The organism is Salibaculum halophilum, assembly GCF_002094885.1.
GTDB lineage: Bacteria > Pseudomonadota > Alphaproteobacteria > Rhodobacterales > Rhodobacteraceae > Salibaculum > Salibaculum halophilum.
Genome location: NZ_MSIT01000006.1, coordinates 25,960 through 49,782, shown reverse-complemented (window position 1 = coordinate 49,782; position 23,823 = coordinate 25,960). Strand labels below are relative to the sequence as shown.

General features: G+C 67.5%; 22 protein-coding genes and 1 tRNA gene. 7 read left to right on the top strand and 16 right to left on the bottom strand.

Annotated elements, in window-relative coordinates; genetic code table 11:
- Window positions 1-48: 48 nt before the first annotated feature.
- A complete protein-coding gene (locus BU124_RS04790) occupies window positions 49-687 on the top strand; it encodes a DUF3047 domain-containing protein (RefSeq protein ID WP_084861317.1) in 639 nt (212 codons plus the stop codon).
- Here BU124_RS04790 and BU124_RS04785 read toward each other — a convergent pair.
- The gene (locus BU124_RS04785; RefSeq protein WP_084861316.1) at window positions 684-1,364 is read right to left on the bottom strand and encodes a hypothetical protein; all 681 of its coding nucleotides are present in this window, start codon (window positions 1,362-1,364) and stop codon (window positions 684-686) included. The two genes, BU124_RS04790 and BU124_RS04785, sit on opposite strands and share 4 nt — an antisense overlap.
- Before the next feature lie 88 nt (window positions 1,365-1,452).
- Between BU124_RS04785 and BU124_RS04780 the strand changes: the two genes are divergently transcribed.
- Window positions 1,453-1,854, top strand: a complete 402-nt coding sequence (locus BU124_RS04780) for a c-type cytochrome (protein WP_143529890.1) — start codon at window positions 1,453-1,455, stop codon at window positions 1,852-1,854.
- A gap of 317 nt (window positions 1,855-2,171) precedes the next feature.
- On the opposite strand, the gene BU124_RS14535 is transcribed toward BU124_RS04780, so the two are convergent.
- On the bottom strand, window positions 2,172-2,906 hold the full coding sequence (locus tag BU124_RS14535) for a hypothetical protein (RefSeq protein WP_143529889.1): 735 nt from the start codon (window positions 2,904-2,906) through the stop codon (window positions 2,172-2,174).
- Window positions 2,903-4,861: a DNA topoisomerase IV subunit B gene (gene parE / locus BU124_RS04775; RefSeq protein ID WP_084861315.1), complete on the bottom strand. Its 1,959-nt coding sequence runs from the start codon at window positions 4,859-4,861 to the stop codon at window positions 2,903-2,905. The genes BU124_RS14535 and parE overlap by 4 nt, the downstream gene beginning before the upstream one ends.
- A 137-nt stretch (window positions 4,862-4,998) precedes the next feature.
- Here parE and BU124_RS04770 point away from each other — a divergent pair, with 137 nt between their 5' ends.
- On the top strand, window positions 4,999-5,880 hold the full coding sequence (locus BU124_RS04770; protein ID WP_084861314.1) for an NAD-dependent epimerase/dehydratase family protein: 882 nt from the start codon (window positions 4,999-5,001) through the stop codon (window positions 5,878-5,880).
- 36 nt (window positions 5,881-5,916) lie between these two features.
- Here BU124_RS04770 and BU124_RS04765 read toward each other — a convergent pair whose 3' ends face one another.
- Both BU124_RS04765 and BU124_RS04760 read right to left on the bottom strand, forming a co-directional pair.
- Window positions 5,917-7,113, bottom strand: coding sequence for a UbiH/UbiF family hydroxylase (locus BU124_RS04765; RefSeq protein ID WP_084861484.1), 1,197 nt, complete (start codon window positions 7,111-7,113; stop codon window positions 5,917-5,919).
- 41 nt (window positions 7,114-7,154) lie between these two features.
- Window positions 7,155-7,799, bottom strand: a complete 645-nt coding sequence (locus tag BU124_RS04760; protein WP_084861313.1) for a pyrimidine 5'-nucleotidase — start codon at window positions 7,797-7,799, stop codon at window positions 7,155-7,157.
- A gap of 102 nt (window positions 7,800-7,901) precedes the next feature.
- Between BU124_RS04760 and BU124_RS04755 the strand changes: the two genes are divergently transcribed.
- Window positions 7,902-8,555, top strand: a complete 654-nt coding sequence (locus BU124_RS04755; protein ID WP_084861312.1) for a GntR family transcriptional regulator — start codon at window positions 7,902-7,904, stop codon at window positions 8,553-8,555.
- Here the strand turns inward: BU124_RS04755 and BU124_RS04750 are convergent.
- Together BU124_RS04750 and carA are read right to left on the bottom strand one after the other, a co-directional pair.
- Entirely contained in the window at window positions 8,509-10,368 is a 1,860-nt protein-coding gene (locus BU124_RS04750; RefSeq protein ID WP_084861311.1) for a glycosyltransferase, read from the bottom strand. The two genes, BU124_RS04755 and BU124_RS04750, sit on opposite strands and share 47 nt — an antisense overlap.
- Before the next feature lie 119 nt (window positions 10,369-10,487).
- Window positions 10,488-11,648, bottom strand: coding sequence for a glutamine-hydrolyzing carbamoyl-phosphate synthase small subunit (gene carA / locus BU124_RS04745; protein WP_084861310.1), 1,161 nt, complete (start codon window positions 11,646-11,648; stop codon window positions 10,488-10,490).
- A gap of 166 nt (window positions 11,649-11,814) precedes the next feature.
- Between carA and BU124_RS04740 the strand changes: the two genes are divergently transcribed.
- Window positions 11,815-12,273 carry a GatB/YqeY domain-containing protein gene (locus BU124_RS04740; protein ID WP_084861309.1) on the top strand — a complete coding sequence of 153 codons (459 nt, stop codon included), beginning with the start codon at window positions 11,815-11,817 and terminating at the stop codon, window positions 12,271-12,273.
- Window positions 12,274-12,298: 25 nt separating this feature from the next.
- Here the strand turns inward: BU124_RS04740 and BU124_RS04735 are convergent, their stop codons facing one another.
- The 5 genes from BU124_RS04735 to BU124_RS04715 form a co-directional block, all read right to left on the bottom strand.
- Window positions 12,299-12,814, bottom strand: coding sequence for a DUF2244 domain-containing protein (locus BU124_RS04735; protein WP_084861308.1), 516 nt, complete (start codon window positions 12,812-12,814; stop codon window positions 12,299-12,301).
- A gap of 111 nt (window positions 12,815-12,925) precedes the next feature.
- Complete coding sequence (gene ctaD / locus BU124_RS04730) at window positions 12,926-14,599, bottom strand: cytochrome c oxidase subunit I (protein WP_084861307.1); 1,674 nt, start codon at window positions 14,597-14,599, stop codon at window positions 12,926-12,928.
- Window positions 14,600-14,925: 326 nt separating this feature from the next.
- Window positions 14,926-16,833 carry a PhoX family protein gene (locus BU124_RS04725; RefSeq protein ID WP_084861306.1) on the bottom strand — a complete coding sequence of 636 codons (1,908 nt, stop codon included), beginning with the start codon at window positions 16,831-16,833 and terminating at the stop codon, window positions 14,926-14,928.
- A 93-nt stretch (window positions 16,834-16,926) separates the two neighbouring features.
- Window positions 16,927-17,601 carry a lipoyl(octanoyl) transferase LipB gene (gene lipB, locus BU124_RS04720; protein WP_084861305.1) on the bottom strand — a complete coding sequence of 225 codons (675 nt, stop codon included), beginning with the start codon at window positions 17,599-17,601 and terminating at the stop codon, window positions 16,927-16,929.
- A 3-nt stretch (window positions 17,602-17,604) separates the two neighbouring features.
- Window positions 17,605-18,369 (bottom strand): LytTR family DNA-binding domain-containing protein, encoded by a 765-nt coding sequence (locus BU124_RS04715; protein WP_143529888.1) that lies wholly within the window; start codon window positions 18,367-18,369, stop codon window positions 17,605-17,607.
- A 115-nt stretch (window positions 18,370-18,484) separates the two neighbouring features.
- Between BU124_RS04715 and BU124_RS04710 the strand changes: the two genes are divergently transcribed.
- Both BU124_RS04710 and BU124_RS04705 read left to right on the top strand, forming a co-directional pair.
- Window positions 18,485-18,988: a DUF2306 domain-containing protein gene (locus BU124_RS04710; RefSeq protein WP_084861303.1), complete on the top strand. Its 504-nt coding sequence runs from the start codon at window positions 18,485-18,487 to the stop codon at window positions 18,986-18,988.
- Window positions 18,989-19,037: 49 nt separating this feature from the next.
- Window positions 19,038-19,124 (top strand) — tRNA-Leu (locus BU124_RS04705).
- Window positions 19,125-19,338: 214 nt separating this feature from the next.
- On the opposite strand, the gene BU124_RS04700 is transcribed toward BU124_RS04705, so the two are convergent.
- The 4 genes from BU124_RS04700 to BU124_RS04685 are packed head-to-tail and all read right to left on the bottom strand — an operon-like array spanning window position 19,339 to window position 23,762.
- Window positions 19,339-20,382: a glycosyltransferase family 4 protein gene (locus tag BU124_RS04700; RefSeq protein ID WP_084861302.1), complete on the bottom strand. Its 1,044-nt coding sequence runs from the start codon at window positions 20,380-20,382 to the stop codon at window positions 19,339-19,341.
- Window positions 20,379-21,977, bottom strand: a complete 1,599-nt coding sequence (locus BU124_RS04695; protein WP_084861301.1) for an ABC transporter permease — start codon at window positions 21,975-21,977, stop codon at window positions 20,379-20,381. The genes BU124_RS04700 and BU124_RS04695 overlap by 4 nt, the downstream gene beginning before the upstream one ends.
- Entirely contained in the window at window positions 21,974-22,762 is a 789-nt protein-coding gene (locus tag BU124_RS04690) for an ABC transporter ATP-binding protein (protein ID WP_245831612.1), read from the bottom strand. Before BU124_RS04690 ends, BU124_RS04695 begins: the two co-directional genes overlap by 4 nt.
- 1 nt (window position 22,763) lies before the next feature.
- Complete coding sequence (locus BU124_RS04685; RefSeq protein WP_143529887.1) at window positions 22,764-23,762, bottom strand: ABC transporter substrate-binding protein; 999 nt, start codon at window positions 23,760-23,762, stop codon at window positions 22,764-22,766.
- Window positions 23,763-23,823 lie beyond the last annotated feature (61 nt).

Sequence of the window (23,823 nt, the reverse complement as noted above, 5' to 3'; positions counted from 1 at the left end):
CGCGCCGTGCCTGCCTAGGATCGCGTCAAACAGATGAAAGGTGCCCTCATGCGTTCGTTCCTGCTTGCCCTGCCCCTCGCCCTTGCCGCCAGCGCCGCCGCCGCCGGCCCGGTCTCGCTGGCCGAGGGCTGGAACCACCAGCGGCTGTCGCTGTTCAGTTCCAATGATTACAGCTACGGGCAGACCCTCGGCATCGCCTCGGACGGCGCGGTCTCGCTGACCTGGAAACCGCTGGGCCGGTCGGACTGGGGCGCGCGGGCGGCCAGCTGGTCCTGGGCGGTGGATCGGTCGGTGCCCGCCACGGACCTGGCGCAAAAGGGCGGGGATGACCGCAACATCTCGCTCTATTTCGTGTTCCTGCCCCGCGACGAGGCCGAGCGGCTGCAGGGCGCGGGTCTCTTGCGCCTGCAACGCAACGACGCGGTGCGCATCCTGCAATACGCCTGGGGCGGCGCCCACGACCGGGGCAAGATCCTGGCCTCGCCCTATGCGCCCGGCCAGCAGGTCACGGTGGCCCTGCGGCAGGCGGGCACCGGGCAGCACACCGAAAGCGTGGACCTCGCCCGCGATTACGCCGCGGCCTTTGGCGGGCAGCCCGGCGCGCTGGTGGGGCTGGCCGTCTCGGCCGACAGCGACGACACCGACACCGCCGTCCGCGCCCGCATTTCCGACCTGACCCTGCGCTAATCGCAGATGCCCGCGATCGCCGTGTCGGGGTGCACGCCCGAAACGGTGATGGGTCGCGGGGCCTGGTCTGGCGGTTGCACGGGCATGACGGCGCGCAGCCGGTTCCAGATGCGCCGGGTGCGGTCGCCCGTCGGGTCCAGCGTGCGGCAGCAGACGTATTCCTCGACCAGCGAGGCCTGCTGTTCATAGCCCAGCGCCAGAAACGGCGTCCGGTCCGCGGGATCGAAGAGATAGGGATCGGCCCCGCCGACGTGCTCGGCCGCGCCGCGCAGGGGGTGATAGCCGGTGATCGCGCGGTTCTGCCATTGCCAGACATGCGTCATCTCGTGCGCGAGGAACATCGCCGCGGGCAGGTGCATCGCCTCGGGGTAGTCGGGCAGGTAATCGGGCAGCGTCCAGTCGGGGTTGGTCAGCACATGCGTGAACAGGACCGCCCCGGCCGTGCGCGCCTCGAACGTGGGGCCATCGAGTGGCGGGGCGATCTTCTCGCGGCAGGTGGTACGCGGGCGCACCGGGTAGGTCCGCGTGGTCAGGCCGATAAAACCGGCCTCGAGGAATCGCACCTGAGAGTCGTCCAGGCTGGGGCCCATGACCTCGTCCATCAGGCGTGTCTCGCCCTCGCTCAGCGGGCGGCCGCACGCGGCGAGGCAGAGCAGACAGAGAAGGGCGAGCCGCATGGCGCAAGCCTAGGCAATTCCTGACATGGATCAAGGCGCGGGCGGCGCGGGCCGGCCAGTCTGGCGGGGCGAGCAGGAGGGACACACCATGAGGAACGCCTTGTATGTCATGCCAATGGCGCTGCTGGGCGCCTGCGTTGACGCGCAGCCCGACACCAGCGTCGAGGCCGGGCGCGCGGCCTATCAAAAGCAGTGCGCCGCCTGCCACGGGCCCGATGGGCGCGGCGCGGGGGAGTTCGGCCGGCAGCTCTTCACCATACCGCCCGACCTGACCACCCTGAGCGCCCGCAACGGCGGCACCTTCCCGCGCGACGCGGTCATGTCGGTGATCGACGGCTACGACCGCAGCCACGCCTTTTCCGCGGCCATGCCCGAGTTCGGCGCGCTCGACCTCGGCCCCGCGGTGATCGTCGAGGACGACGGGATCGGCACCCCGGTGCCCGCCACGCTGCTGGCACTGGCCAATTACCTGGAGACGATCCAGGATTAGGGGGGCGCTGCGCCCGGCACCGCGCGCAAGCCGCGCGGGCGCCAGACCGCGGGATGGCGACCCTCGGGATGTTCAGGGCACTTTATGGCCGCAATATCCGAGCGACCGGGCATCGAAACGCTGGCGGAAGCCAATCGCCAGCCCGGGGGGCGGTCTGGCGATCGCGCGGCGGGCCTGCGGCCCTTGATTCCGCGCGAGTCAAAGCCCCACGTCACCCGATCTGAAGTCATCCGGTCAAGGCCTCGTAGTTTGCTGACGCACTGGCCAGATGCCTTGCTATATCTAGGCCCGATTGCCTCGACACGAGCGTTCGTTTTCTAAAATATCTGCTGGAGGGAACCTTTGAAGTGTTCAAACTCGTCGTCTGTCAGTGGCTCGATATCCAGAAGCTTGCAAAGTTCGAACGGGCGTTTCACTAGTCGCAATAGTCTATCTCGCAAGTGCGTATCTTCAATGCTACAGATTTGGCCATGAAGCTTAGAGTCAGTTGTGAGAAGCGCATCCATATCAAGCTCTATGGCGCAGGTAAGGTGCCATGCATCCTGTGAAGATTTATCAGTTTCTTTTATTTTACGAAGTGCCGACCAGATCTCGGAAAAAACTGGTGAATATTGTTTTTCGATCTGTTGGCGCAGTTCATCTATTGGCGATCCGCCGGGAATTTCAATTTGCAGCTCGGGTAACGTTACGTGTTTCACAATGGTGACCCCCGCAAAGAGTGAAGCGTCACCATAGGTAAATCCAAATTGCTGTCCAATCGGTTTGTTGATTGTTTCGAATATCAACGCGTCAGTTGTGTGAAACTTAAGTCCTAGTTCCTCTTTCTTGCTCGCAATCGAAGCAATATATCGCGTTTGGTCGCCGCCTCTGGTTTCTCGGACTGGTATCCCATCTTCAATAGTCTGTAGGTAGCCGGTTTGAATGGGTATTTTGCCTCCCCAAAGTTGTTCGCCAGTCTCAACCCACTCCCCTTTTAAGGCAACAGCGTGATGACGTACTGAACTGTCTAATAAGACATGCATAATTGCCTCACCTTGCTGAATAGTTCTCAAACATCCAACTCCTCCACAAATCTGGCATTCTCGGAAATATACTGAAACCGCAGTTCCGGCTTCTTGCCCATCAGCCGCTCGACCAGGTCGCCGGTCTCGCCCGGCTCGTCCTCGTCGATGGTCACGCGGATCAGCTTGCGCGAGGCCGGGTCCATCGTCGTCTCTTTCAGGTCCTTCGCGTCCATCTCGCCGAGGCCCTTGAAGCGGCTGACCTCGAGTTTGCCCTTGCCGCCCAGCCCGGCCTCAAGGGCCGCGTCCTTTTCCGCCTCGGACAGGCAGTAGCGCCGCTTCGCGCCCTGCGTGACGCGGAACAGCGGCGGACAGGCGATGTAGAGGTGCCCGGCGTCGATCAGGGGCCGCATCTGGCTGAAAAAGAAGGTCATCAGCAATGACGCGATATGCGCGCCGTCGACATCGGCGTCGCACATGATGATGATCCGGTCGTAGCGCAGGTCGTCGATGTTGAACTTCGTGCCCAGCCCCACGCCCAGCGCCTGCGTCAAGTCGTTGATCTCGGCGTTGCTGCCCAGCTTCGAGCTGGCCGCCCCCAGCACGTTGAGGATCTTGCCGCGCAGGGGCAGCAGGGCCTGGGTCTTGCGGTCGCGCGCCATCTTGGCCGAGCCGCCGGCGCTGTCGCCCTCGACGATGAAGAGTTCCGTGCCGCCACGGTTGGTGGCCGTGCAATCGACCAGCTTGCCGGGCAGGCGCAGGCGTTTCGTGGCCGACTTGCGGGCGGTCTCCTTTTCCTGCTTGCGGCGCTGGCGTTCCTCGGCCCGCAGGACCAGGAAATCGAGGATGGCCCCGGCCGCCTTGGTGTCGGCGGCCAGCCAGTTGTCGAAATGGTCGCGCACGGCGTTCTCGACCAGCCGCTGCGCCTCGGCGGTGGCCAGCCTGTCCTTGGTCTGGCCGACGAACTCGGGCTCGCGGATGAAGCACGACACCAGCGCGCAGCCCCCGGTGATCAGGTCCTCGCGGGTGATCTGGGCGGCCTTTTTGTTGTTGACCAACTCGCCGTAGGCCTTGATCCCCTTGAGGATCGCCGCCCAGAACCCGGTGACATGGGTGCCGCCTTCGGGTGTGGGCACCGTGTTGCAGTAGCTCTGCAGGAACCCGTCGCGGCTGGGCGTCCAGTGGATGGCCCATTCGACCTTGCCGGGGGTGTTGAATTTCTCCTGGAAATCCACGGTGCCGGAAAATGGCTTGTCCGAGTAGGTCGCCGACGCGCCCAGCGTCTCGCGCAGGTAGTCGGCCAGCCCGCCGGGGAAGTGAAAGGTCGCCTCGGTCGGGGTTTCGCCGTCATCGAGTGCCGATTTCCAGCGAATTTCGACGCCCGAGAAGAGATAGGCCTTGGACCGGATCGACCCGAAGAGCCGCGCGGGCTTGAACCGGTGGCTGCCGAAGATCTCGGGGTCGGGGTGAAAGGTGACCGTTGTGCCGCGCCGGTTCGGGGCCTGCCCGACCTGTTCGATCGGCCCCAGCGGCTTGCCGCGGGCAAACCGCTGTTCGTGCAGCGTCTTGTTGCGCGCCACCTGCACGACCATGGACTCCGACAGCGCATTGACCACCGAGGCGCCGACACCGTGCAGCCCGCCCGATGTCTGGTAGGCCTTGCCGCCGAACTTGCCGCCCGCGTGCAGGGTGCACAGGATCACCTCGAGCGCGGATTTGTCGGGAAACTTCGGATGCGGGTCGATGGGAATGCCGCGGCCGTTGTCCCGGATGGTGATGGAATTGTCCGCGTGAAGCTCGACCTCGATGCGGGTGGCGTGGCCGGCCACGGCCTCGTCCATGGCGTTGTCGAGCACTTCGGCCACCAGGTGGTGCAGCGCGCGATCGTCGGTGCCGCCGATATACATGCCGGGGCGCTTGCGGACCGGGTCCAGTCCCTCAAGCACTTCGATGGAGGCGGCGTCGTAATCCCCGGAGCCGGAGGGGTCGAGAAGGTCATCTGACATGGGGGCTGCTCTGCGTGTTGATTGGCGCGCAGTGTGGCGCAATCCCCCCGGCGGGGCAATCGGTTCATGCCGACCCGCCCCTTGTCACGGGGTGCGAGGGGCGTAGGGTCCAGATCGGCAACAGAAGGGGGTCCGACATGCGTGTTTTCTTCACCGGCGGCAGCGGCAAGGCGGGGCGCCACGCGATCCCGGTCCTGCAAAAGGCGGGGCATGACGTGGTCAATATCGACCGGGTGCCCAGCGGCCTGCCCGACACCAACGAGTTGCTGATCGACCTGTGCGACAGCGGCCAGGTCCTGGGCGCGATGACGCAATGGGCGGGCCTCGACGAGCTTGATCGCCCGCCGCAGCCCTACGACGCTGTGGTGCATTTCGCCGCCGTTCCGCGCATCCTCATCGGCTCGGACGGCGAGTGTTTCCGGCAGAACACGCTGGCCACCTACAACGTGATCGAGGCAGCGGTGAAGCTGGGCATCCCCAAGGTGATCTTCGCCAGTTCCGAGACCACCTACGGCGTCTGCTTTGCTGCCGGAGAGCTCAAGCCCGACTACGTGCCCGTGGACGAGGACCACCCCACGGTGCCCCATGACAGCTATGCCATGTCCAAGGTCTGCAACGAAGCGACGGCGCGCTCCTTTCAGGCGCGGTCGGGCTCGGACATTTACGGGCTCCGGATCAACAACGTGATCGAACCGCACGAATACGCCGCGATGTTTCCCGATTTCGTCGAAGACCCTGCGCTGCGGCGGCGCAACATCTTCGCTTATATCGACGCGCGCGACCTGGGCCACATGGTGGATTGCTGCCTGCGGACCGACGGGCTGGGATACGAGGTCTTCAACGTGGCCAATGACGACACCTCGGTCGGGATACCCAGCGCGCAGGTGATCGACGAATTCTACAAGGGCGTTCCGGTCAAGGGCGAGATTGGGCGCTTCGACACCTTCTATTCCAACGCCAAGGCGAAACGGATGGTCGGATTCAAGCCGCAACATGGCTGGCGCGACCGCATCGGGTAAGCGGGCGCGTCCGAAAGGGCCACCCGGGGGCGGTGGTCAGCCGCGTGCGCCCAACCCCACCTGCATGAGTGTGCGGCGAAGCGGCGCGATGCCGTAGAGCGCCGAAAGCCCCCGGGCGCGCAGGTCGCGCAGGATGGGCGTCCCGGCCATGGAGGCGCGGTTGAGCGCGTCCACCCCGCGCACCCGCAGCGCTACCTCCGCGTGGCGCCGGCGGTGATAGTCGGCCAGCATTCGCGCGTCGCCAAGGTGGTCGGGGTGCTGCTCGGCCAGGTCCAGCAGGCAGGTCAGATCGGCCAGCGACATGTTCAGCCCTTGCGCCCCGATGGGCGGGACGACATGCGCGGCCTCGGCCAGTAGCGCAGTGCGCTCACCCTGCATCCGGTCGGCCAGCTGGCTGATGATGGGCCACACGATGCGCCGGCCGGCCAGTGTCAACGGCCCGCTGACCCCGGCCGAGCGCTCCGTCGCCTCGGCCTCGAAGGCGGTGTCGTACAGGGCCATCCGGCGTTGGCATTCCGGGCCGCTGTCCATCCAGACAACGGCCGAACTGGGCGTGCCATCCAGGTCGGGCAGCGGGACCAGGGTGAAGGGCCCGCCCGCGCGGTGCACCTCTGTCGAGATGTTGTCGTGGGGTTGCGGGTGGGTGACAGCGAAGACGATCGCTTTCTGCCCGTAGCGCGTGGTCGTTGCGCCGATCCCGGCCGCCCGCCGAACGGGCGAGTCGCGGCCATCCGCGCCGATCACCAGCCGGGCGCGCAGGCGGCTGTCATCGGACAGCGTGACCAGCGCCTCGGCCTCGCGCGTGACCATGGACTTGAAGCCGGTGCCGGGGCGGAAGTCGACATTGTGCAACTCGGACAGGCGACCGACCAGGTGGTCGCGCAGCACAAGATTGGAAAAGTTCCAGCCGAACGGTGCGTCGGAAATGTCTGCGGCGTCGAAATCGCGGGTCACGCGGGGTTCGGGCGTCGGGCCGCCCGCGTCGACGATGCGCATGACCTGCAGGGGCGCGGCATGGGGAGAAAGCCGGTCCCAGACATCGGCCCGCGCCAGCAGGGCGCGCGCGGGCTGCATCAGGGCCGTCGTGCGCAGATCGGCGCCCTCCGAGCCGGCATCCGTGACCGGTGGGACCGGATCGGCCAGGATCACAGAGAAGCCCGCGCTGCCGAAGGCGGCGGCGGCCGTCAGCCCGGCCACTCCGCCGCCCGAGATGAAGATGTCAGCCTGTTCCATGGGCCAGACATAGGCGCGCGCGCGGGCCGTGGGAAGCAAACTCAGACAAGCTGCGACAAGAAGGCCGCCAGGTTGTCGGTGTGGTGGTGGATATGGTCGTGATGCGCCGGCTGCGGCGCGACATGGACGGTGCGCATTCCCATGGCATGCGGCGCCGCCAGGTTGCGGGTGTCATCCTCGAACATGGCCCCGCGCTCTGCCGGCAGGTCGTCCAGGGCGAAGACCGCCTCGAACGCCGCCTGTTCCGGCTTGGGGCGGAAGCCGGCATGTTCGACGCCGTAGACCGCGTCGAAGACGTCCGTAAGCCCGCGCGCGGCCAGCACGTTGCGGGCGTAGGGTTCGCAGCCGTTGGTATAGACGATCCTGCGTCCTGGCAGGGCGGCGATGGCGCGGGCCAGGTCGGGGGCGGGGTCCAGCACGGAAAAATCGATCTCGTGGACCTCGTCGAGATAGGGGCCCGGGTCCACATCGTGTTCGGCCATCAGCCCGGCCAGCGTGGTCCCGTACTGCCGCCAGTAGAGGTCGCGCAGGCGGTCGGCCTCGTCAAGGTCGACCCCGGCGGCGTGGGCGACATAGGCGGTCATGCGCGGCTCGATCTGGGCGAACAGGCCCGTCTCGGGCGGGTAGAGGGTGTTGTCCAGGTCGAAGACCCAGGCGCGGACGTGGGAAAATGCAGCTTTGACCATGCCGCGCTACTTAATGCGGAGTCGCGGGAGCGGCAATCCGTCCGACTTGATACAATCGGGTGCAACGGGATACGGTTTGTCGAGACGTGAAGGGAATGCACCATGGTCGAGCTGAAAACGCCTCAGAAGGACGCCTATCAACTGATCCTCGAGGCGATCGACACCGGAGTCTACAAGCCGGGCAGCCGCCTGGTGGAAAGCGAGCTGGCCGACCGGTTCGGCGTGTCGCGCACGCCGATCCGCGAAGCCCTGCAGCGGCTGGAAACCCAGAGCCTGCTGACACGAGACGGCCGGTCGCTGATCGTGGCGTCATTGGATCATTCGCAACTCAGCGAGCTTTACGTCGTGCGCGGCGAACTGGAGGGGCTGGCCGCGCGGCTGGCCGCGCGTCACGCCACGCCCGAGGAAAAGCACGTGCTGCGCGATATGCTGGAGGCCGACCGCAAGCTGCAGGACGACCCCGAGGCCATGGCACGGGCCAACCGCCGCTTTCACAAGCAGATCCACCTGGCCAGCCACAACCGCTACCTGGTGCAGCAGCTCGATCTCGTGCACCGGTCGATGGCGCTGCTGGCCTCGACCTCGATCGCGGCCGAGGGGCGCACGGTGGACACGCTGGAAGAACACGAGCGCATCGTGCGCGCCATCGAGGCGGGCGATGGCGACGCCGCCGATGCCGCGCTGCGCGAGCACATCAGCCAGGCCTTCGTCATTCGGCTGCGGCTGGATGCCGAGGCCGGAGACGCGATGCCATGAGGGTCCGCTGTGCCGTGGGCCGCCGCGGGCCCGGGGCGAAGATGCCATGGGCGGTCTTGTCCCAGTAAAAGGGGCGGCTGGCCAGTTCCAGCAACCCCTTGTAGGCGGCCAGCGCGGCCAGCGGGAAATAGACATGCAGTGTCGGTGCCCATTTCATCAGATCGGGCTTTCCCGCGTCCCGTACCGCCAGCGCGGAAATGCCGGCGCCGATGACCTCCGCGCCGATGAAGAGGAGTGCCAGTGCCAGTGCGACCGGGCCGGCCACGACCCCCGAGAGGGGATGCGGCAGACCCAGCGCGATCAGCCAGAGCGACCAGAGCGCCGGCATCAGCACGAATTGACTGAGCGTGCCCAGAAACAGCAACTGCACCCCCAGGAAGGCGCGCGGGCCGAGGTCGCGCCAGAGCTGCCGGGGCCGGCGCATGTGCACCGCCCAGGTCAGCGCGTAGCCCTTGAGCCAGCGCGAGCGTTGCTTGACCCAGGGCCAGGCGCGGGCGTTGGCCTCTTCCTCGGTCACCGTTTCCAGGATCTCGGTGCGATAGCCGTGACGGGCGAGGCGGATGCCGAGGTCCGCGTCCTCGGTTACGTTGTGGGCGTCCCATCCGCCCAGGGATTCGAGGATCTCGCGTCGAAAGAACAGCGTCGTACCGCCCAGCGGCACGGCCAGCCCCAGTTTCTGGATCCCGGGCAGAACGATGCGGAACCAGGTCGCGTATTCGATCGTGAAGCAGCGCGCCAGCCAGTTGGCGCGGCTGTTGTAATAGTCCAGCCGCCCCTGCAGGCAGGCCACGCGTCCATCGCGCGCGGCAAAGCGGTTGACCACCATGCGGATCTGGGCCGGGTCGGGGGCATCCTCGGCATCGAGGACGCCGACGATGGTGCCACGGGCGAAATTCAGGGCGTAATTCAGCGCCCGCGGCTTGGTCTGGAGCGTGCCCGGCGGCACCTCGATCACCCGCATGTGGCGCGGCAGGTCAGCATGCGCCACGGTCGCGCGGGTCAGCCTGTCGTCGCGTTCGACGACCAGGCAGATGTCGAGTTTCTGGTCCGGGTAGTCGAGGCGCCGCAGCCGCGCGATCAGTGCCGTGGCGATGTCGCGTTCCTTGAAAAGCGGCACAAGAACCGAGACCGTCGGCAGGTCGCGCATGGCAAGCGGACGGGGCGGGGGTGTCTCGGGTGGACGCCGCAGGAACAGGACCGTGGCGACAAGCTTGAGCGCAATCATGATGACAAGGGTCAGGACACCCCATCCGAGCAGCAGCGCGAAGCTCGTGGCGGGCCAGGTCATCAGGCCGCCCAGCGCGGCCAGCAGGCCAATGGCCCCGATCCCGCGCGCCCGGCACACGCGCCAGCCGCGGCAACTCTCGTGCAGCGGTGTCCGGCGTTCGGCCATGTCCTGAAGGGCGGTAGGGCAGGCCAGGGCGAGCTGCGCGTCCATCTGGTCGGGCGGGCAGGGCACCAGGCGGATTGTGCACGCCTTGAACCCGGGCAGATCGGATACATCGGGCGGGGTTTCGGCCCCCGCCGGGTCGACCAGAAGCACCAGCGTGCCGGCGAGGTAACGCAGGGGCAGCATCCGCCGCGCCAGGCAAAGATGCTCGCCCAGGGTGCGCACGAGCCGGGGGTCGGCTCTCAGATGCGTGGTGTCGACCGTTTGCAGAGTCTGTGCCGGGCCTGCCTGCGCGCGGGTCCGCCGCGCCAGGGCCGCCGCCCGCGCCGCGTGGTCCAGACCTGTCAGGCCCGGCACTGCGTCCGCGTCGCCCTGCGCAGGCCGGCCGCGCGCGGTCGACCTGTGCCTGAGTGTGAGGGTCATTCCCGCCCCGTTAACCAGTTCGTCCCGTGGATAACCGTGGGATAACTTTGGTTAACGGCTGGTTAATAAACTTTGGGTTGTGCGGCGCGACGGGTCGCGATGTGCAGGCAGCGCCGGCTTTAAGCCGCGCGCGCGTCCATCGCCTTGGCGAAGCGTTCGAAGAGGTAGTAGCTGTCCATCGGGCCGGGGCTGGCCTCGGGGTGATACTGAACCGAGAACACCGGGCGGTCGTCCAGCGCGACTCCGCAATTGGAGCCGTCGAAGAGCGAGACATGCGTTTCGCGCACGCCCGTGGGCAGGGTCTGGCTGTCGACCGTAAAGCCGTGGTTCATCGAGGTGATCTCGACCTTGCCGGTGCCCAGGTCCTTGACCGGGTGATTGGCGCCGTGGTGGCCGTGGTTCATCTTGACCGTCTGCGCCCCCAGCGCTAGTGCCAGCATCTGGTGGCCAAGACAGATGCCGAAGACGGGCAAGGCCGTCCTGTCCAGAACCTCGCGTATCATCGGCACCGCATAGGCCCCGGTTGCGGCCGGGTCGCCGGGGCCGTTGGACAGGAACAGCCCGTCGGGGGCCAGCGCCAGGACATCCTCGGCCGTGGCCGTGGCGGGCAGGACCGTGACCTCGCAGCCGGCGCTGGCCAGGCAGCGCAGGATGTTGCGCTTGGCGCCGTAGTCGATGGCCACGACCCGGTGGCGCGCCTTTGTCTGGCGGGCATAGCCCTCGGGCCAGGCCCAGCGCATCTCGTCCCAGCGGTAGGACTGGGTGCAGGTCACCTCGCGCGCGAGGTCCATCCCTTCGAGCCCCGAGAACCCGCGCGCGGCGGCCAACAGCGCGTCAAGGTCGAAGTCGCCGGCCGGGTCATGGGCCAGCGCGACGTGCGGTGCCCCCTGCTGGCGGATCGCCCGGGTCAGGCGCCGGGTGTCGACGCCGCCGATTCCGATGCGCCCGCGCTTGGCCAGCCAGGCCTCGAGCCGTTCGGTGGCGCGCCAGTTCGAAGGATCGGTCGGGTCCCAGCGGACCACCATGCCCGCGGCCACTGGGTCGGCGGTTTCGTCGTCCTCGGGATTGACGCCGACGTTGCCGACATGGGGGAAGGTGAAGGTCACGACCTGTCCGGCATAGGAGGGGTCGGTCATGATCTCCTGATAGCCGGTCATGGCGGTGTTGAAACACAGTTCGGCCGTGGTCTGTCCGGTCGCCCCGAACCCCGTGCCGTAGAAGACACTGCCGTCCGCAAGGACCAGGCACGCGGTCGGTTTGGCGGTCTCGAAACGGCCCATGCTGCGCGACTCCCCTGTGGCGGACTGAACGGGGTTTACGAGCGGGGCCGGATAGGGTCAAGGCCGCCGCGTCAACCGGCCAATCCGGCGCTTGTGAGGCTGTCGGGAAATGCGCTAGGCTGCGGTCTCGTGCCGAGGACGATGGCCGCAACCGGGGACTGACAGAATGGATTTGCGCAAACGCCTGAACACCGCCCTCAAGGCGGCGATGCGGGCCAAGGACAGCGAGCGGCTGGCGACGTTGCGCCTGATCAACGCGGCGATTAAGGACCGCGATATCGCCCTGCGTGGGGACGGCGCCGAAGAGGGTGTCAGCGACGCCGAAGTGCTGGCGATCCTGGGCAAGATGGTCAAGCAGCGCCAGGAAAGCGCCCACGCCTACGAAGAGGGCGGCCGGCTGGAATTGGCCGAGAAGGAACGCGCCGAGATTGCCGTGATCGAGGAGTTCCTGCCCCGGCAGATGGACGAGGGCGCGATCACTAGGGCCGTCGACAAGGCCATCGCCGAGGTCGGCGCCGAGACCCTGCGCGACATGGGCAAGGTCATGAGCAAGCTGAAGACGCAGTACGCGGGCCGAATGGATTTCGGCAAGGTCGGCCCCATGGTCAAGGACCGGCTGGGCTAGCACGGCGACCGGCCGGGCACCACTTTCAGGGATCGGGCCGCATTGTCATGGCTGACAGCTGCGCGAGGCGGATTTGCAGGTCATCGAAGAGCGTTGCACGTTCCTCCTCTGACAGGAAGGCCCCCAGTTCGACCTCGCGGCCCGCGCCCTTGAGGGTGACGTAATTCGGGACGGGCCCGTCCTGGTGCATCCTGACTTGGACCCAGTATGGGTTGGCCGCCCAGTTGCGGTGGCCGGTCTTGCGGTCGTGGCGGTCCAGTTCCATCCGGTCGGACCACAGGCGCAGTTCCTCGACGATCTCGCCATCGCGGTAGGAGCGGGACAGTCCCCACCAGACCCCGGTCAGCATCAGCAGGATGAATGGCAGGATCCCCCAGAGCACGGGCGAGCCGATCACCGCCAGAAGCGGCACCAGCACCAGCGCCCCGGTCAGCGATATGAAGATCACGAAATCCCGGCGCAGCAGCGACCGGTAGGGCCACAGGTGTAATTCGGCGCGCGGCCCGTCGGGCGCATCGGGGGTTGTCCATTCGTAGGGCATGACCAAAATTCCAGAATTTTGGTGGCGCACCGCCGGTCGGATGACACGGCGGTCGCAAATTAAAAGGGGCCCCGGAAGTCCGGGGCCCCGAGAGGTTCGGATGTGGCCCCGCTAGTGGGCGTGTTCCTTGTCCCAGTCCTCTTGCCGGGGCAGCTGCTCGAAAGTGTGTTCGGGCGGCGGCGAGGGCAGGGTCCATTCCAGCGTGTCGGCCCATTCGTTCCACGGATTGTTCTCGGTGGAGTTCTTCGGGCTCAGCAGCAGCTTGAACAGCATCACGATGAAGAACAGGAACGACGCGAAGGCGATGAAAGCGCCGATAGAGCTGACGTAATTCCAGGTGGCGAAAGCCTCCGGGTAGTCGATGTAGCGGCGCGGCATGCCCTGACGCCCGAGGAAGTGCTGCGGGAAGAACGTCAGGTTCGAGCCGATGAACATCGTCCAGAAGTGCGTCTTGCCGACCCACTCTGGGAACTTCTTGCCCGAGAACTTGGGCATGTAGAAGTAGATGCCGGCGAAGATGCCGTAGACGGCCCCGAGGCTCATCACGTAGTGAAAGTGGGCCACGACGTAGTAGGTGTCGTGATAGGCCCTGTCTACGCCTGCCTGCGACAGCACGATGCCGGTGACACCGCCCACAGTGAACAGGAAGAGGAAGCCGAAGGCCCAGTACATCGGCGTCTTGAAGTCGATCGAGCCACCCCACATCGTCGCGATCCAGCTGAAGATCTTCACCCCGGTCGGCACCGCGATCACCATCGTCGCCAGCATGAAGTAGCTTTGCTGGGTCAGCGACATGCCCACGGTGTACATGTGGTGCGCCCAGACGACGAAGCCCAGCACGCCGATGGCGACCATGGCGTAGACCATGGGCAGGTAACCGAAGATCGGCTTGCGGCTGAAGGTGGCGATGACGTGGCTGATGATCCCGAAGGCGGGAATGATGATGATGTAAACCTCTGGGTGACCGAAAAACCACAGAATGTGCTGGTAGAGCACCGGGTCGCCACCGCCCGCGGGGTCGAAGAAGGTCGTGCCGAAGTTGCGGTCCATCAGCAGCATGGTGATGGCGCCGGCCAGCACCGGCAGAGCCAGCAGGATCAGCCACCCGGTCACGAAGATCGACCAGGCGAACAGCGGCACCTTGTGCAGGGTCATGCCCGGGGCGCGCATGTTCAGGAAGGTGGTGATGATGTTGATCGCACCCAGGATGGACGAGGCGCCAGAGACGTGCACCGCGAAAATGGCCAGGTCCATCGAGATGCCCGCCGAGGAGGTCGACAGCGGCGGATACATAACCCAGCCGACGCCGGCGCCCGCTTGGCCGTTCCCGCCGGGGGCCAGCATCGAGGCAACGCCGAGCGCGACGCCGGCCACGAACATCCAGAACGACAGGTTGTTCATGCGCGGAAAGGCCATGTCCGGCGCGCCGATCTGAAGCGGCATCAGGTAGTTACCGAAGCCCCCGAAGAGCGCCGGGATGACCACGAAGAACATCATCAGCACCCCGTGGTAGGTGATCATGACGTTCCAGAGGTGCCCGTTGGGCGTGCATTCCGCCGCCGCGGCCGCTGTGAAACGGGCGCCTTCGAGGCACATGTACTGCACGCCGGGCTCCATGAGCTCGAGGCGCATGTAGACGGTGAAGGCCACCGATATGAACCCGACGATCCCCGACACCCAGAGGTACAGGATGCCGATATCCTTGTGATTGGTGGACATGAACCAGCGGGTGAAAAACCCCCGGTTGTCCTCGTGTTCGTGGCCGTGGATGGCGGCGTCTGCCATGTGGCGCTCCTCTGCAAAACCTCTTGCTCGGACGAGTCAGCGCAGACTCCCCCGTTAGTGGGGGTTGTAGAGCGGCGCAGAGAACGAGGCAACAACCCATGCCGGGAAACGCATGGGTTAAAATGGCGCAGTGTCGCTTTTCCGGTCATGCGGATGACAGGGTCCGGCGGCGATCGCGTTGACGCAGATCAAGTTGCCGGGATTTATGACGCCATTCGCGGTCACCCCGGAGCACGACCACGGGCAAACGCGAACGGGCCGCCCCGAGGGGGCGGCCCGCCGTGCCATCGGCAAAGGCTTTCCGGTCGCGGTGTCCGGCCGGTTGTTCAGCCGAGAACCGCGTTGTCGTCGCGCTTGACCGCGATCACCGAGGAGCGGGGCAGCCCCTCACCGTCGGGCCAGCTGCCGCCCGGGTGCTGGATGCCCACGAACATGGTGCGGCGGTCGTTCGACCAGCACAGCCCCGTTACCTCGCAGCCGTAGGGGCCGGTCATGAAGCGCGCGATCTCGCCCGTGACCGGGTCGCCCACCAGCATCTGGTTGTTGCCCATGCCTTCGAAATCGCCTTCGTTGTCGTAATCGCCGTCGGTCTGGATCCAGACCAGGCCGCTGCTGTCGAAGGCCATCCCGTCGGGCGAGTTGAACATGTTGCCCGGGGTGATGTTGGACGAGCCGGCGTAGGCGTCGTCATGCACCGTCGGGTTGCCGGCCATCACGTAGAGGTCCCAGTCGAAGGTCTCGGCGGCGTGATCGTCGCCATGCGGCTGCCAGCGCACGATCTGGCCGTAGTGGTTGACCTCGCGCGGGTTGGGGCCGCCCACGGGGGTCGCGTCGCCGCCGGCGTTGGGCTTGACGCCGCGGTTGCGATTGTTGGTCAGGCAGCAGTAGCCCTCGACCGCGTGCGGGTTCACCGAAATCCACTCGGGGCGGTCCATGGTGGTCGCGCCCACGGCCGAGCCGGCCTTGCGCGCGAAGATGCGGATCTCGGCCTCGCTGTCCATCCCCGTGGTTTCGGGGGTCAGGGGCAGCCATTCGCCGGTCTGGTCGTCGTTGAACTTGGCCACGTAGAGCGTGCCGTCGTCCAGCAGGCCCTCGGTCGGCCCGCCGGGCGCATAAGCGCCATTGGAGACGAACTTGTACATGAACTCGCCGCGCTCGTCGTCGCCCATGTAGACGACCACGCGCCCGTCGGCGGCCAGCACGACCTCGGCGTTCTCGTGCTTGAAGCGGCCCAGCCCGGTGTGCTTGACCGGCGTGCTCTCGGGATCGGTCGGGTCGATCTCGACGACCCAGCCGGCGCGGTGCGGTTCGTTGGGGTTCTGCGCGGTGTCGAAGCGCGCGTCCCACTTGTGGTAATCGTAGCCCCAGCCATCGGTGCCGATGCCGTAGCGGGCATAGCCGTCGACCAGCGCGTTGGGCTTCTGGTCCTGCGCCTCGGCGGTTGAGCCGAAGTAGCCGTTGAAGTTTTCCTCGCAGGTCAGGTAGGTGCCCCAGGGCGTGCGGCCCGAGCCGCAGTTGTTCATGGTGCCCAGGCTCTGCGTGCCGGTCGGATCGGCCGCGGTCTTGAGAAGGTCGTGCCCGGCAGCGGGGCCCGTGATCTGCATGGGCGTGTTGTGATGGATGCGGCGGTTGTAGGGGCTGTCGGTAACGATGGACCAGCCGGTCTCGCCCTCGGCCACTTCCACCACGGTCACGCCCTGCAGGTTCTGCAGCTTGCGCACGTCGCCGGCGTTGGCGGGCACGCCCTCCTGATCGGCCGGCAGGTTGGTGCCGCGGTTGGTGTATTCGCTGTTGATGGCGAGGATCGTGCGGCCGTTCAGCGAGAAGGTCTCCATCCCGTCGGTGTTCTCGCCGAAGACTCGGTCCGAGCCCTCGACCGGGCCGCCACCGGCGTTCACGTCATAGCCCGTGGCATCCGAGAACAGCGGATCGCCCCAGCGCATCATCGTGTGCCAGGAATAGCCCTCGGGCAGATGCACGTCGAAATCGGTCTGGATGTCGATGGGGGTGAAGGGGAAGCGGTTGGTGGCCGCCTGCGCCTCGGCCGAGGTGCCGCTCAGCAGGCCGGTGCCCATGGCCGCGGCCCCCGACCCGAAGGCCAGCACGCCGCCCAGAAAGCCGCGGCGCGAGATGGCGCGCTCGACCACCCGGTCGAACTCGTTGGTGTCGGGGCGGGGAAAGTTCTGCTCGTCCCAGTCGTCGGCGGACATGTTCACGGTGTCGATATCTTTCATCGGTCTCTCCTCTCGGAACGGGTTAAATGGATACGTTATCACGTAGTCCAAGCCGATGTCAGAGACGTGAGAGATTGATGACATCAGAAAGACTCAGGTATCCGCGGCCGCGCCCGCCGCCGGGCCAAATACCGCGTCGAAGTTCCGGCGCAGGGCGACGTCCAGGTCCGCCATGGTGACGGGCCGGCCGAGGTCGACCAGCGAGGTCACCCCGTGGTCCGCGATGCCGCAGGGCACGATGCCGCTGAAATGGTCCAGGTCCGGCTCGACGTTGATGCTGATGCCGTGAAAGCTGACCCATTTGCGCAGGCGGATGCCGATGGCGGCGATCTTGTCCTCGCGCGGGCTGCCGTCGGGCAGGGGGGGCTTTTCGGGGCGCTCCACCCAGACGCCGACGCGGCCCGGTCGCACCTCGCCGGTGATGTTGAAACTGTCCAGCGTGGCGATGACCCAGCGTTCCAGGTCGCGCACGAAACAGCGCACGTCGCGCCCGCGCCGGCCCACGTCGAGCATGACATAGGCCACCCGCTGGCCGGGCCCGTGATAGGTATACTGCCCGCCGCGCCGGCTCATGTGCACGGGAAACCGCCCCGGATCGACCAGGTCGGCTGGCCGGGCACTGGTGCCGGCGGTGTAAAGCGGCGGATGTTCCACCAGCCATATACACTCCACGGACCGGCCCGCGGCGATGGCGACGGCCCTTTCCTCCATGAAGGTGACGGCGGCCTCGTAGTCCGTCAGCCCGTCCGAGGTGATCCACTCGACCATGGCCTACCGGGGCAGCAGCCCCGCCTCCTTTATCTTGGGCAGGTTGGCGCGGCTGACCGGGATCTCCGGCCCCTTGGCCATGGTCAGGAGGGCGCGGTCGCCGTCGCGCCGGGCCGCGCGCACCTGCCCGAAGCCCACCCAGTGCGAGCGATGCACCTGCGCGCCAGGGGTGTCGCCCACCTCGCGCATGGCATCGGCCAGTCGCATCAGCACCATCTCCTCGCCCTTCAATGTCCGTATGCGGACATAGTGGTCCTCGACCGAAAGCGCCACCAGCGGGGCGCGCTTGTCCAGTGGCAGGCGCTGCAGGATCGGCGGTGGCCCGGTTGCGTCCCGCGCGGTCGGCCCATGGCGCGAGCCGAGCGCGACAACCGCGTTGACCACCAACGTGATCGCGACGAGCGTGCCGAGAAAGCCCGGCAGGTCATCCCGGTCGGGCCAGATGCCGAAGGCGGCCCGGTTCACCGCCAGCACGATGATAGCCACCACTGCGCCCGCCACCAGCCCGGTCAGCACCACGTCCTGCCAGAAGGGCCGTGCCCGGGTCACGGGCGCAAGCGTCGTGTTCACCAGCGCCGCGGCGCCGTAGGTCGCGACGACCAGTAGGGGCCAGTAGGCCAGCCGGGTGGTCAGCGCAACGCCATCCGTGCCGAACGGCCCGGCCAGGGCCAGGACAAGGCCCGCCGCAGCCAGCCCGGCCAGCGTGACCGGGTGCCCCATGTGGCCCCGCCATTCACGAAGCGCGGATGACTGGCGCGTGTCACTCACGAAGCGGCCCCGTCCTTTCGCGGAATCGATGTTGAGCCCCGGACCGGGGCTGGCTCAAGGGTAGGGCCAAGCCGATCCGGCGACAATACAACCCCGTCCACAGTCAGGAGGCCAAATGACCCTCGATCCGATCCTATACGCCCCGCTTGTCATCCAGTTGCACGTCGCCGCTGCCCTGCCGGCCCTGCTGCTGGGGCCCGTCGCGCTCTTTCGCAGCCGCCGCGACCGCTGGCACAGGCGGCTGGGCTATGCCTGGGTGGTCTCGATGCTGGTGCTGGCAATCAGCGGGTTCTTCATTCCCGCCCGCTTCGCGCTTGTCGGCCCCTTCGGCCCGATTCACCTGCTTTGCCCGTTGGCGATATGGGGCGTGCTCGATGGTGTGCGGCTGATCCGCCGCGGCGACGTGCGGGGGCACCGCATCGCCATGCAATCGGTCTGGTTCGGCGCGGTGGGCGTCACGGGCCTGCTGACGCTCTTGCCCGGGCGGGGGCTGAACCACGTGTTCTTCGGCGAGACGCCGAAGGTGGCCTTTGCAGTGATCGGCCTCGGACTGGTGGCGCTGGCATGGCTATGGCGGCGGCGCCCGCGCGCGCCGCGCGACCGGCAAATTACCCCTTGAGATGCGGCGGGGCTTTGTCTAAAGACCCGCTCACCAAGCCGATGACAGTGCGGTCGTGGCGGAATTGGTAGACGCGCAGCGTTGAGGTCGCTGTGGGGTAACACCCGTGGAAGTTCGAGTCTTCTCGACCGCACCAACCGGCGTTGATTTCCCCCGGGAAATCGGCGCTGTCTTCTGCCCCTCACGTGTTTCAAGCGAATGATATGCTTGCGAGCCTCGGCGACGGGTCAAACCGTCATGCCGCCGGCGCACCGCTGCGAACGGACGGTGTTGGCCGAGGATGCGTCGCGTCCGGACCGTGCGCCTCGTCGCCGCCACCGACTGGGCCGGGTCCGCAGGGGCGCGAGTGGCTACAACCGGTCCAGCACAGCCCCGGCCGTGCGCGCGGTATCGGCCCAGGTCGGCAGCGCCCGTCCGGCCGCCTCTGCGGCCTCGGCGCATCGTCGATAGGCTGCGGTGTCGGTTAACAGCCCGGCGAGCGCATCGGCAAAGGCCGCGTCATCCTCTGGTGCCACCAGGTGTCCGGCCGCGGTGGGCACTGTATCGGGCACGGCGCCGGCGCGGCAACTGACGATGGGCAGGCCGTGCGCCAGCGCCTCGTCGAAGACGAGGCCGTAGCCCTCGTAGCGCGTGGCCAGCGCGAAGACCGCCGCCTGCCAGTAAAGCGCAGACAGGTCGGCATCGGACAAATATCCGGCGATCCGGACGCGACCCCCGAGGCCGAGGTCAGCGTGCAGCCGGTCCAGCGCGGCGGCGTGGTCGGCGTCATGGGATTTCCCGGCGATCACCGCGGTCCAGTCCAGATGGGTGATCCGCGCCAGCGCGGTCAAGAGGACGTCATGGCCCTTGCGCGGATGCAGAATCCCGACGGACAGGATCAACGGCGGCGCGACCGGGGCGCGCGGGCCGGTCGGCCGATGCGCCCCCGGCCGCAGGACGGTGATCCGGTCGGCCGCCACGTCGTAGGATCGGGTCAGGACCTCGGCGGTGGCCGGGCTTGGCACGAAGACATGGTCGATGCGGGCGAGGTTCGCGCGCTCGTGCCGGAACAGGTGGTCGCGGCGCTCCGACTCCAGACCGACCTCCAGGGCCAGCGGGTGATGAACCATCGCCACGCTGGGCACATGCAGGGCGGCCAGCGCCTCGGTGTCCAGCGTCGCCGAGACGAAGCCGTCGAGGATGACCACGCGGTCGGGCGCCAGGTCCTGCAGTTGCTCGACGGCGTCGGCGGTGTCCTCTGCGTCCGGGTCCGGAAAAGACGTCCCGAGGCGAAGATGCGTGACGTCGTGGCCCTCGTGGCGCAGCGCCTCCAGCAGGCGGCGTTCGTAGATGAACCCGCCCGTGGCGGTGGTGATGTCCCCGGGGATCGCGAAGGCGGCGCGGCGCCGGGTCATGCAAGCTGCTCGGGGGCGTAGATGGCCAGCACCCGCCGCTCGACCCGGCCCACGAGGACATAGCCCAGGGCGGACAGCGCCGCGACCAGCACGACCGAGGCCCAGAGGACATCGTAGTCCGACAGCGAGGCCGAAAGCGCCATGAGGCTGCCGATGCCCGCGCCGGTGGCCAGCCATTCCACCACCGTAACCGCCAGCACCGAGGCCGGCACGGCCATGCGCGCCGCGGCAAAGAAGGCCGGCAGCATGGCCGGGATGCGCACCCGGACCAGCCGCGTCAGCGGCCCGGCCGCGTAACTGTCGAGCACGGACATGACCTGCCCTGGCGCCTGCCTCAGCCCCTGCAGGCAGGCGACGAATGTTGGGAAGAAGACCATCACCGCCACCAGCACGATCGTCCCCAGCGCCCCGCGTCCGATCAGCAGCACCACCAGGGGCGCCGTCGTCACGATGGGCACCGAGCGCAGGGCTATGGCCACCGGCATGGCCGTGCCGGCCAGCACCGGCACCAGGATCAGCAGCATCGCCAGCGCCGCCCCGGCCAGGAGGCCGGCCAGATAGCCTGGGATCAGGAAGATCGCGGTTTCGGCCAGGGCCGCGCCGATGGTGGCCCGGGTCGCCGCGGCATCCGGGGCCAGAAAAAGGGCTTCGACGACGTCATGCGGCCCCTTGGCGAAGAACGGGTTCAGATCGAAAAGCCACAGCGCCCCGGCCCAGCCGCCCAGCGCGAGGGCCAGCACGAGGCTGGCGTCGATCCACCCGTCGCGCCGCCGTCGCCGCCCGGTCACCGCCGGTGCAGACAGGATCACCGGCGGCTCGTCCAGCAGCACCCGGCGCGCCACCGCGCCGATGGCGAGGTAGACCGCCACCGACACCAGTGTGGCCAGGGTGGCGATGGCCCATGTCATCTCGACATCCAGGGCGCGGATGGCCCGCACGGTCAGAACGCCCATGCCGCGTTGCGCCCCGGTAAACTCGCCCACCATCGCCCCCAGAAAGGCCGCCGGCGCCGCGATCTGAAGCCCGGCGAACAGATAGGGCAGCGACGCCATGGCCCGCACGTGGACCAGCGTCGAGAGGCGGCCGCGCCCGTAGCTTCGCACCAGGTCGAACCAGCTTTGCGGCGCGGCGCGCAGGCCGATCAGCAGCGGGATCAGCGTGGTGTAATAGACGGCGAGCGCGGCCAGCGTGATCTGCGGCCCCGGTCCCGGCCCGAAAAGGACGCGCAGGATAGGGCCCGTCGCCACCAGCGGCAGGCAGAACACGAGCAGCGCCAGCCCGGTTATCACACCCTCGCTGCGCGGCCAGACCAGCGCCACCGCGGCGAGCAGGACCGCGGCCAGGTTGCCGATCACGAAACCGGCGGCGGCATTGGTGAGCGTCACGCCCAGCGCGCGGCCCATCAGCGCCCACTCGGCGGCAAGGTAGCGCGCGACCTCGCTGGGCGCGGCCAGAACGAAGGCTTCGGTCAATAGGCGCCCGGCCGCCTCCCATCCCGCAAGCAGCACCAGAAGGCCGACAACGGGGCCGAGGGCCGCGCGGCTGCGGCGCTCGATCGCCGGACCAATCGGGCGGTGGATCGTCAGGCTGGTCATTGCGCCGCCATCGGCGCGCTGCGCTCGGCCATCCCCTTGGACAGCGCGGCAAAGACACGGTCGGTCAGGGCGGTGGCCGCGTCGCTGCGGGCGGCAGGCCCGGCACGCGGACGGGGCAGGTCGATCGTGATGTCGTCCATGATCGTGGCGGGCCGCGGCGACAGGACGATGACCCGGTCCGAAAGTTGCACCGCCTCGCTGACCGAATGGGTCACGAGGATCGCGGTGGTTCCGCGGGCCTCCCAGATGCGCGGCAGGTCCTGCGACAGTTGCCGCCGGGTGAGTTCGTCCACCGCCCCGAAGGGTTCATCCAGCAGCAGCAGGCCCGGGCGCGTGGCCAGCGCACGCGCAATGGCCGCGCGTTGCCGCATGCCGCCCGACAGCTCCGCCGGGCGCGTCTCGGCAAAGCCGTCAAGGCCGACGAGGGCGATCAGCTGGTCGATCTCGGCCGGGTCGGCCCGGTGCCGCGCCAGTTTCAGCGCCAGCTCGATATTGCCGCGCACGGTTCGCCACGGCAGAAGCGACGGGTCCTGAAAGGCCATCGACAGGCCGGCCTGCCGCAGCGTGGACACGGGCGGTGCGCCGCCGATCTCGACCGTGCCGGAGGTCGGCGTGTCCAGTCCGGCCACCATCCGCAGCAGCGTTGACTTCCCGCACCCCGACGGCCCGACTAGCGCCGTCGTTTGGCCCTCCTCGAAGGTCAGGTCGATGGGGTCGACTGCCCGCGTGCCGCCCTCGAAGGTCTTGGCTAGCGCCGTGCACGAGACGTCCGGCGGTGGTGTCACGTCACGTTCCATGAACCTCTTCAAGAATGGATCTATCCCAGAGGTCGGGCGAAACGGTCCGCCCCAGAAGGCCCAGGGTCTCGACATTCGCCGCGACCGTGTCGTCGGTCCACCAGCCGAACCCGTTGGCGTCGGTCAGCTCGGAAAACATCAGCGGCACCTGCCGCGCGGCCTGGAGTTTCTGCGTTTCAAGGTCCAGCCCCGCGTCGGGGTGCATCTCGAGCGTCAGGCGCGCGGCGGCGTCGGTGTCGGCGCGATAGGCCTCCCAGCCGCGCACCTCGCCCGACATCAGCCGGACCAGATCGCCGCGCCGGTTGGCAAGGCTGTCCTCGGTGGCGATGTAGGTCTGCGAATGCACCGCGTAGCCGTGATCGGCCATCAGCATGGTCTGGTTCTCGACCCCCTGCATGTCCATGGCGACGGGCAGGTCGGTTTCCCAGCACAGCAGGCAGTCCACCTCGCCGGCCAGCAGCGGCTGCGCCGAATACTGCGTGGGCACGATGTCGATGCCGTCGATGTCCACCCCGTTCAGGGTGCACAGCGCCTCGAGCACCGGCGTGTTCGCAAGGGCCATGCCGATGCGCTTGCCCACCAGGTCGGCCGGCTCATTGACGGGATTGGCCGGAAGCGAGGCGATAACGAAGGGGTTTTTCTGCATCGCGACCCCGATGATCTTGAACGGTGCCCCTTCCGCGACGGCGGCCGCGGTGTAGTCGGCCGCCGAGATGCCCACCAGCGCCGTGCCCGACACCACCGGCGGTTCGACCGGGGCGTTGGGCCCGCCGGGCAGCAGCGACACCGCCAGCCCGCTCTCGGCCCACCAGCCGCGGTCGAGCGCGATGTAGCTGCCGGCGAACTGCGCGGAATGCAGCCACGAAAGCTGCAGGCTGACAGCGGTCTGCGCCATGGCCGGGCGGGCCGATCCCAGGCCCAGCGTGCCCGCACCGAGGGCCGCGGCGCCAGTGCCGAGGAAAGTGCGACGGTTCAAGTCTTTGGTCATGATCCACTCCATTCTCACGCGATCTAGGAAGTTAGCTTCCAGCCGCCCGGAAACAAGGCGA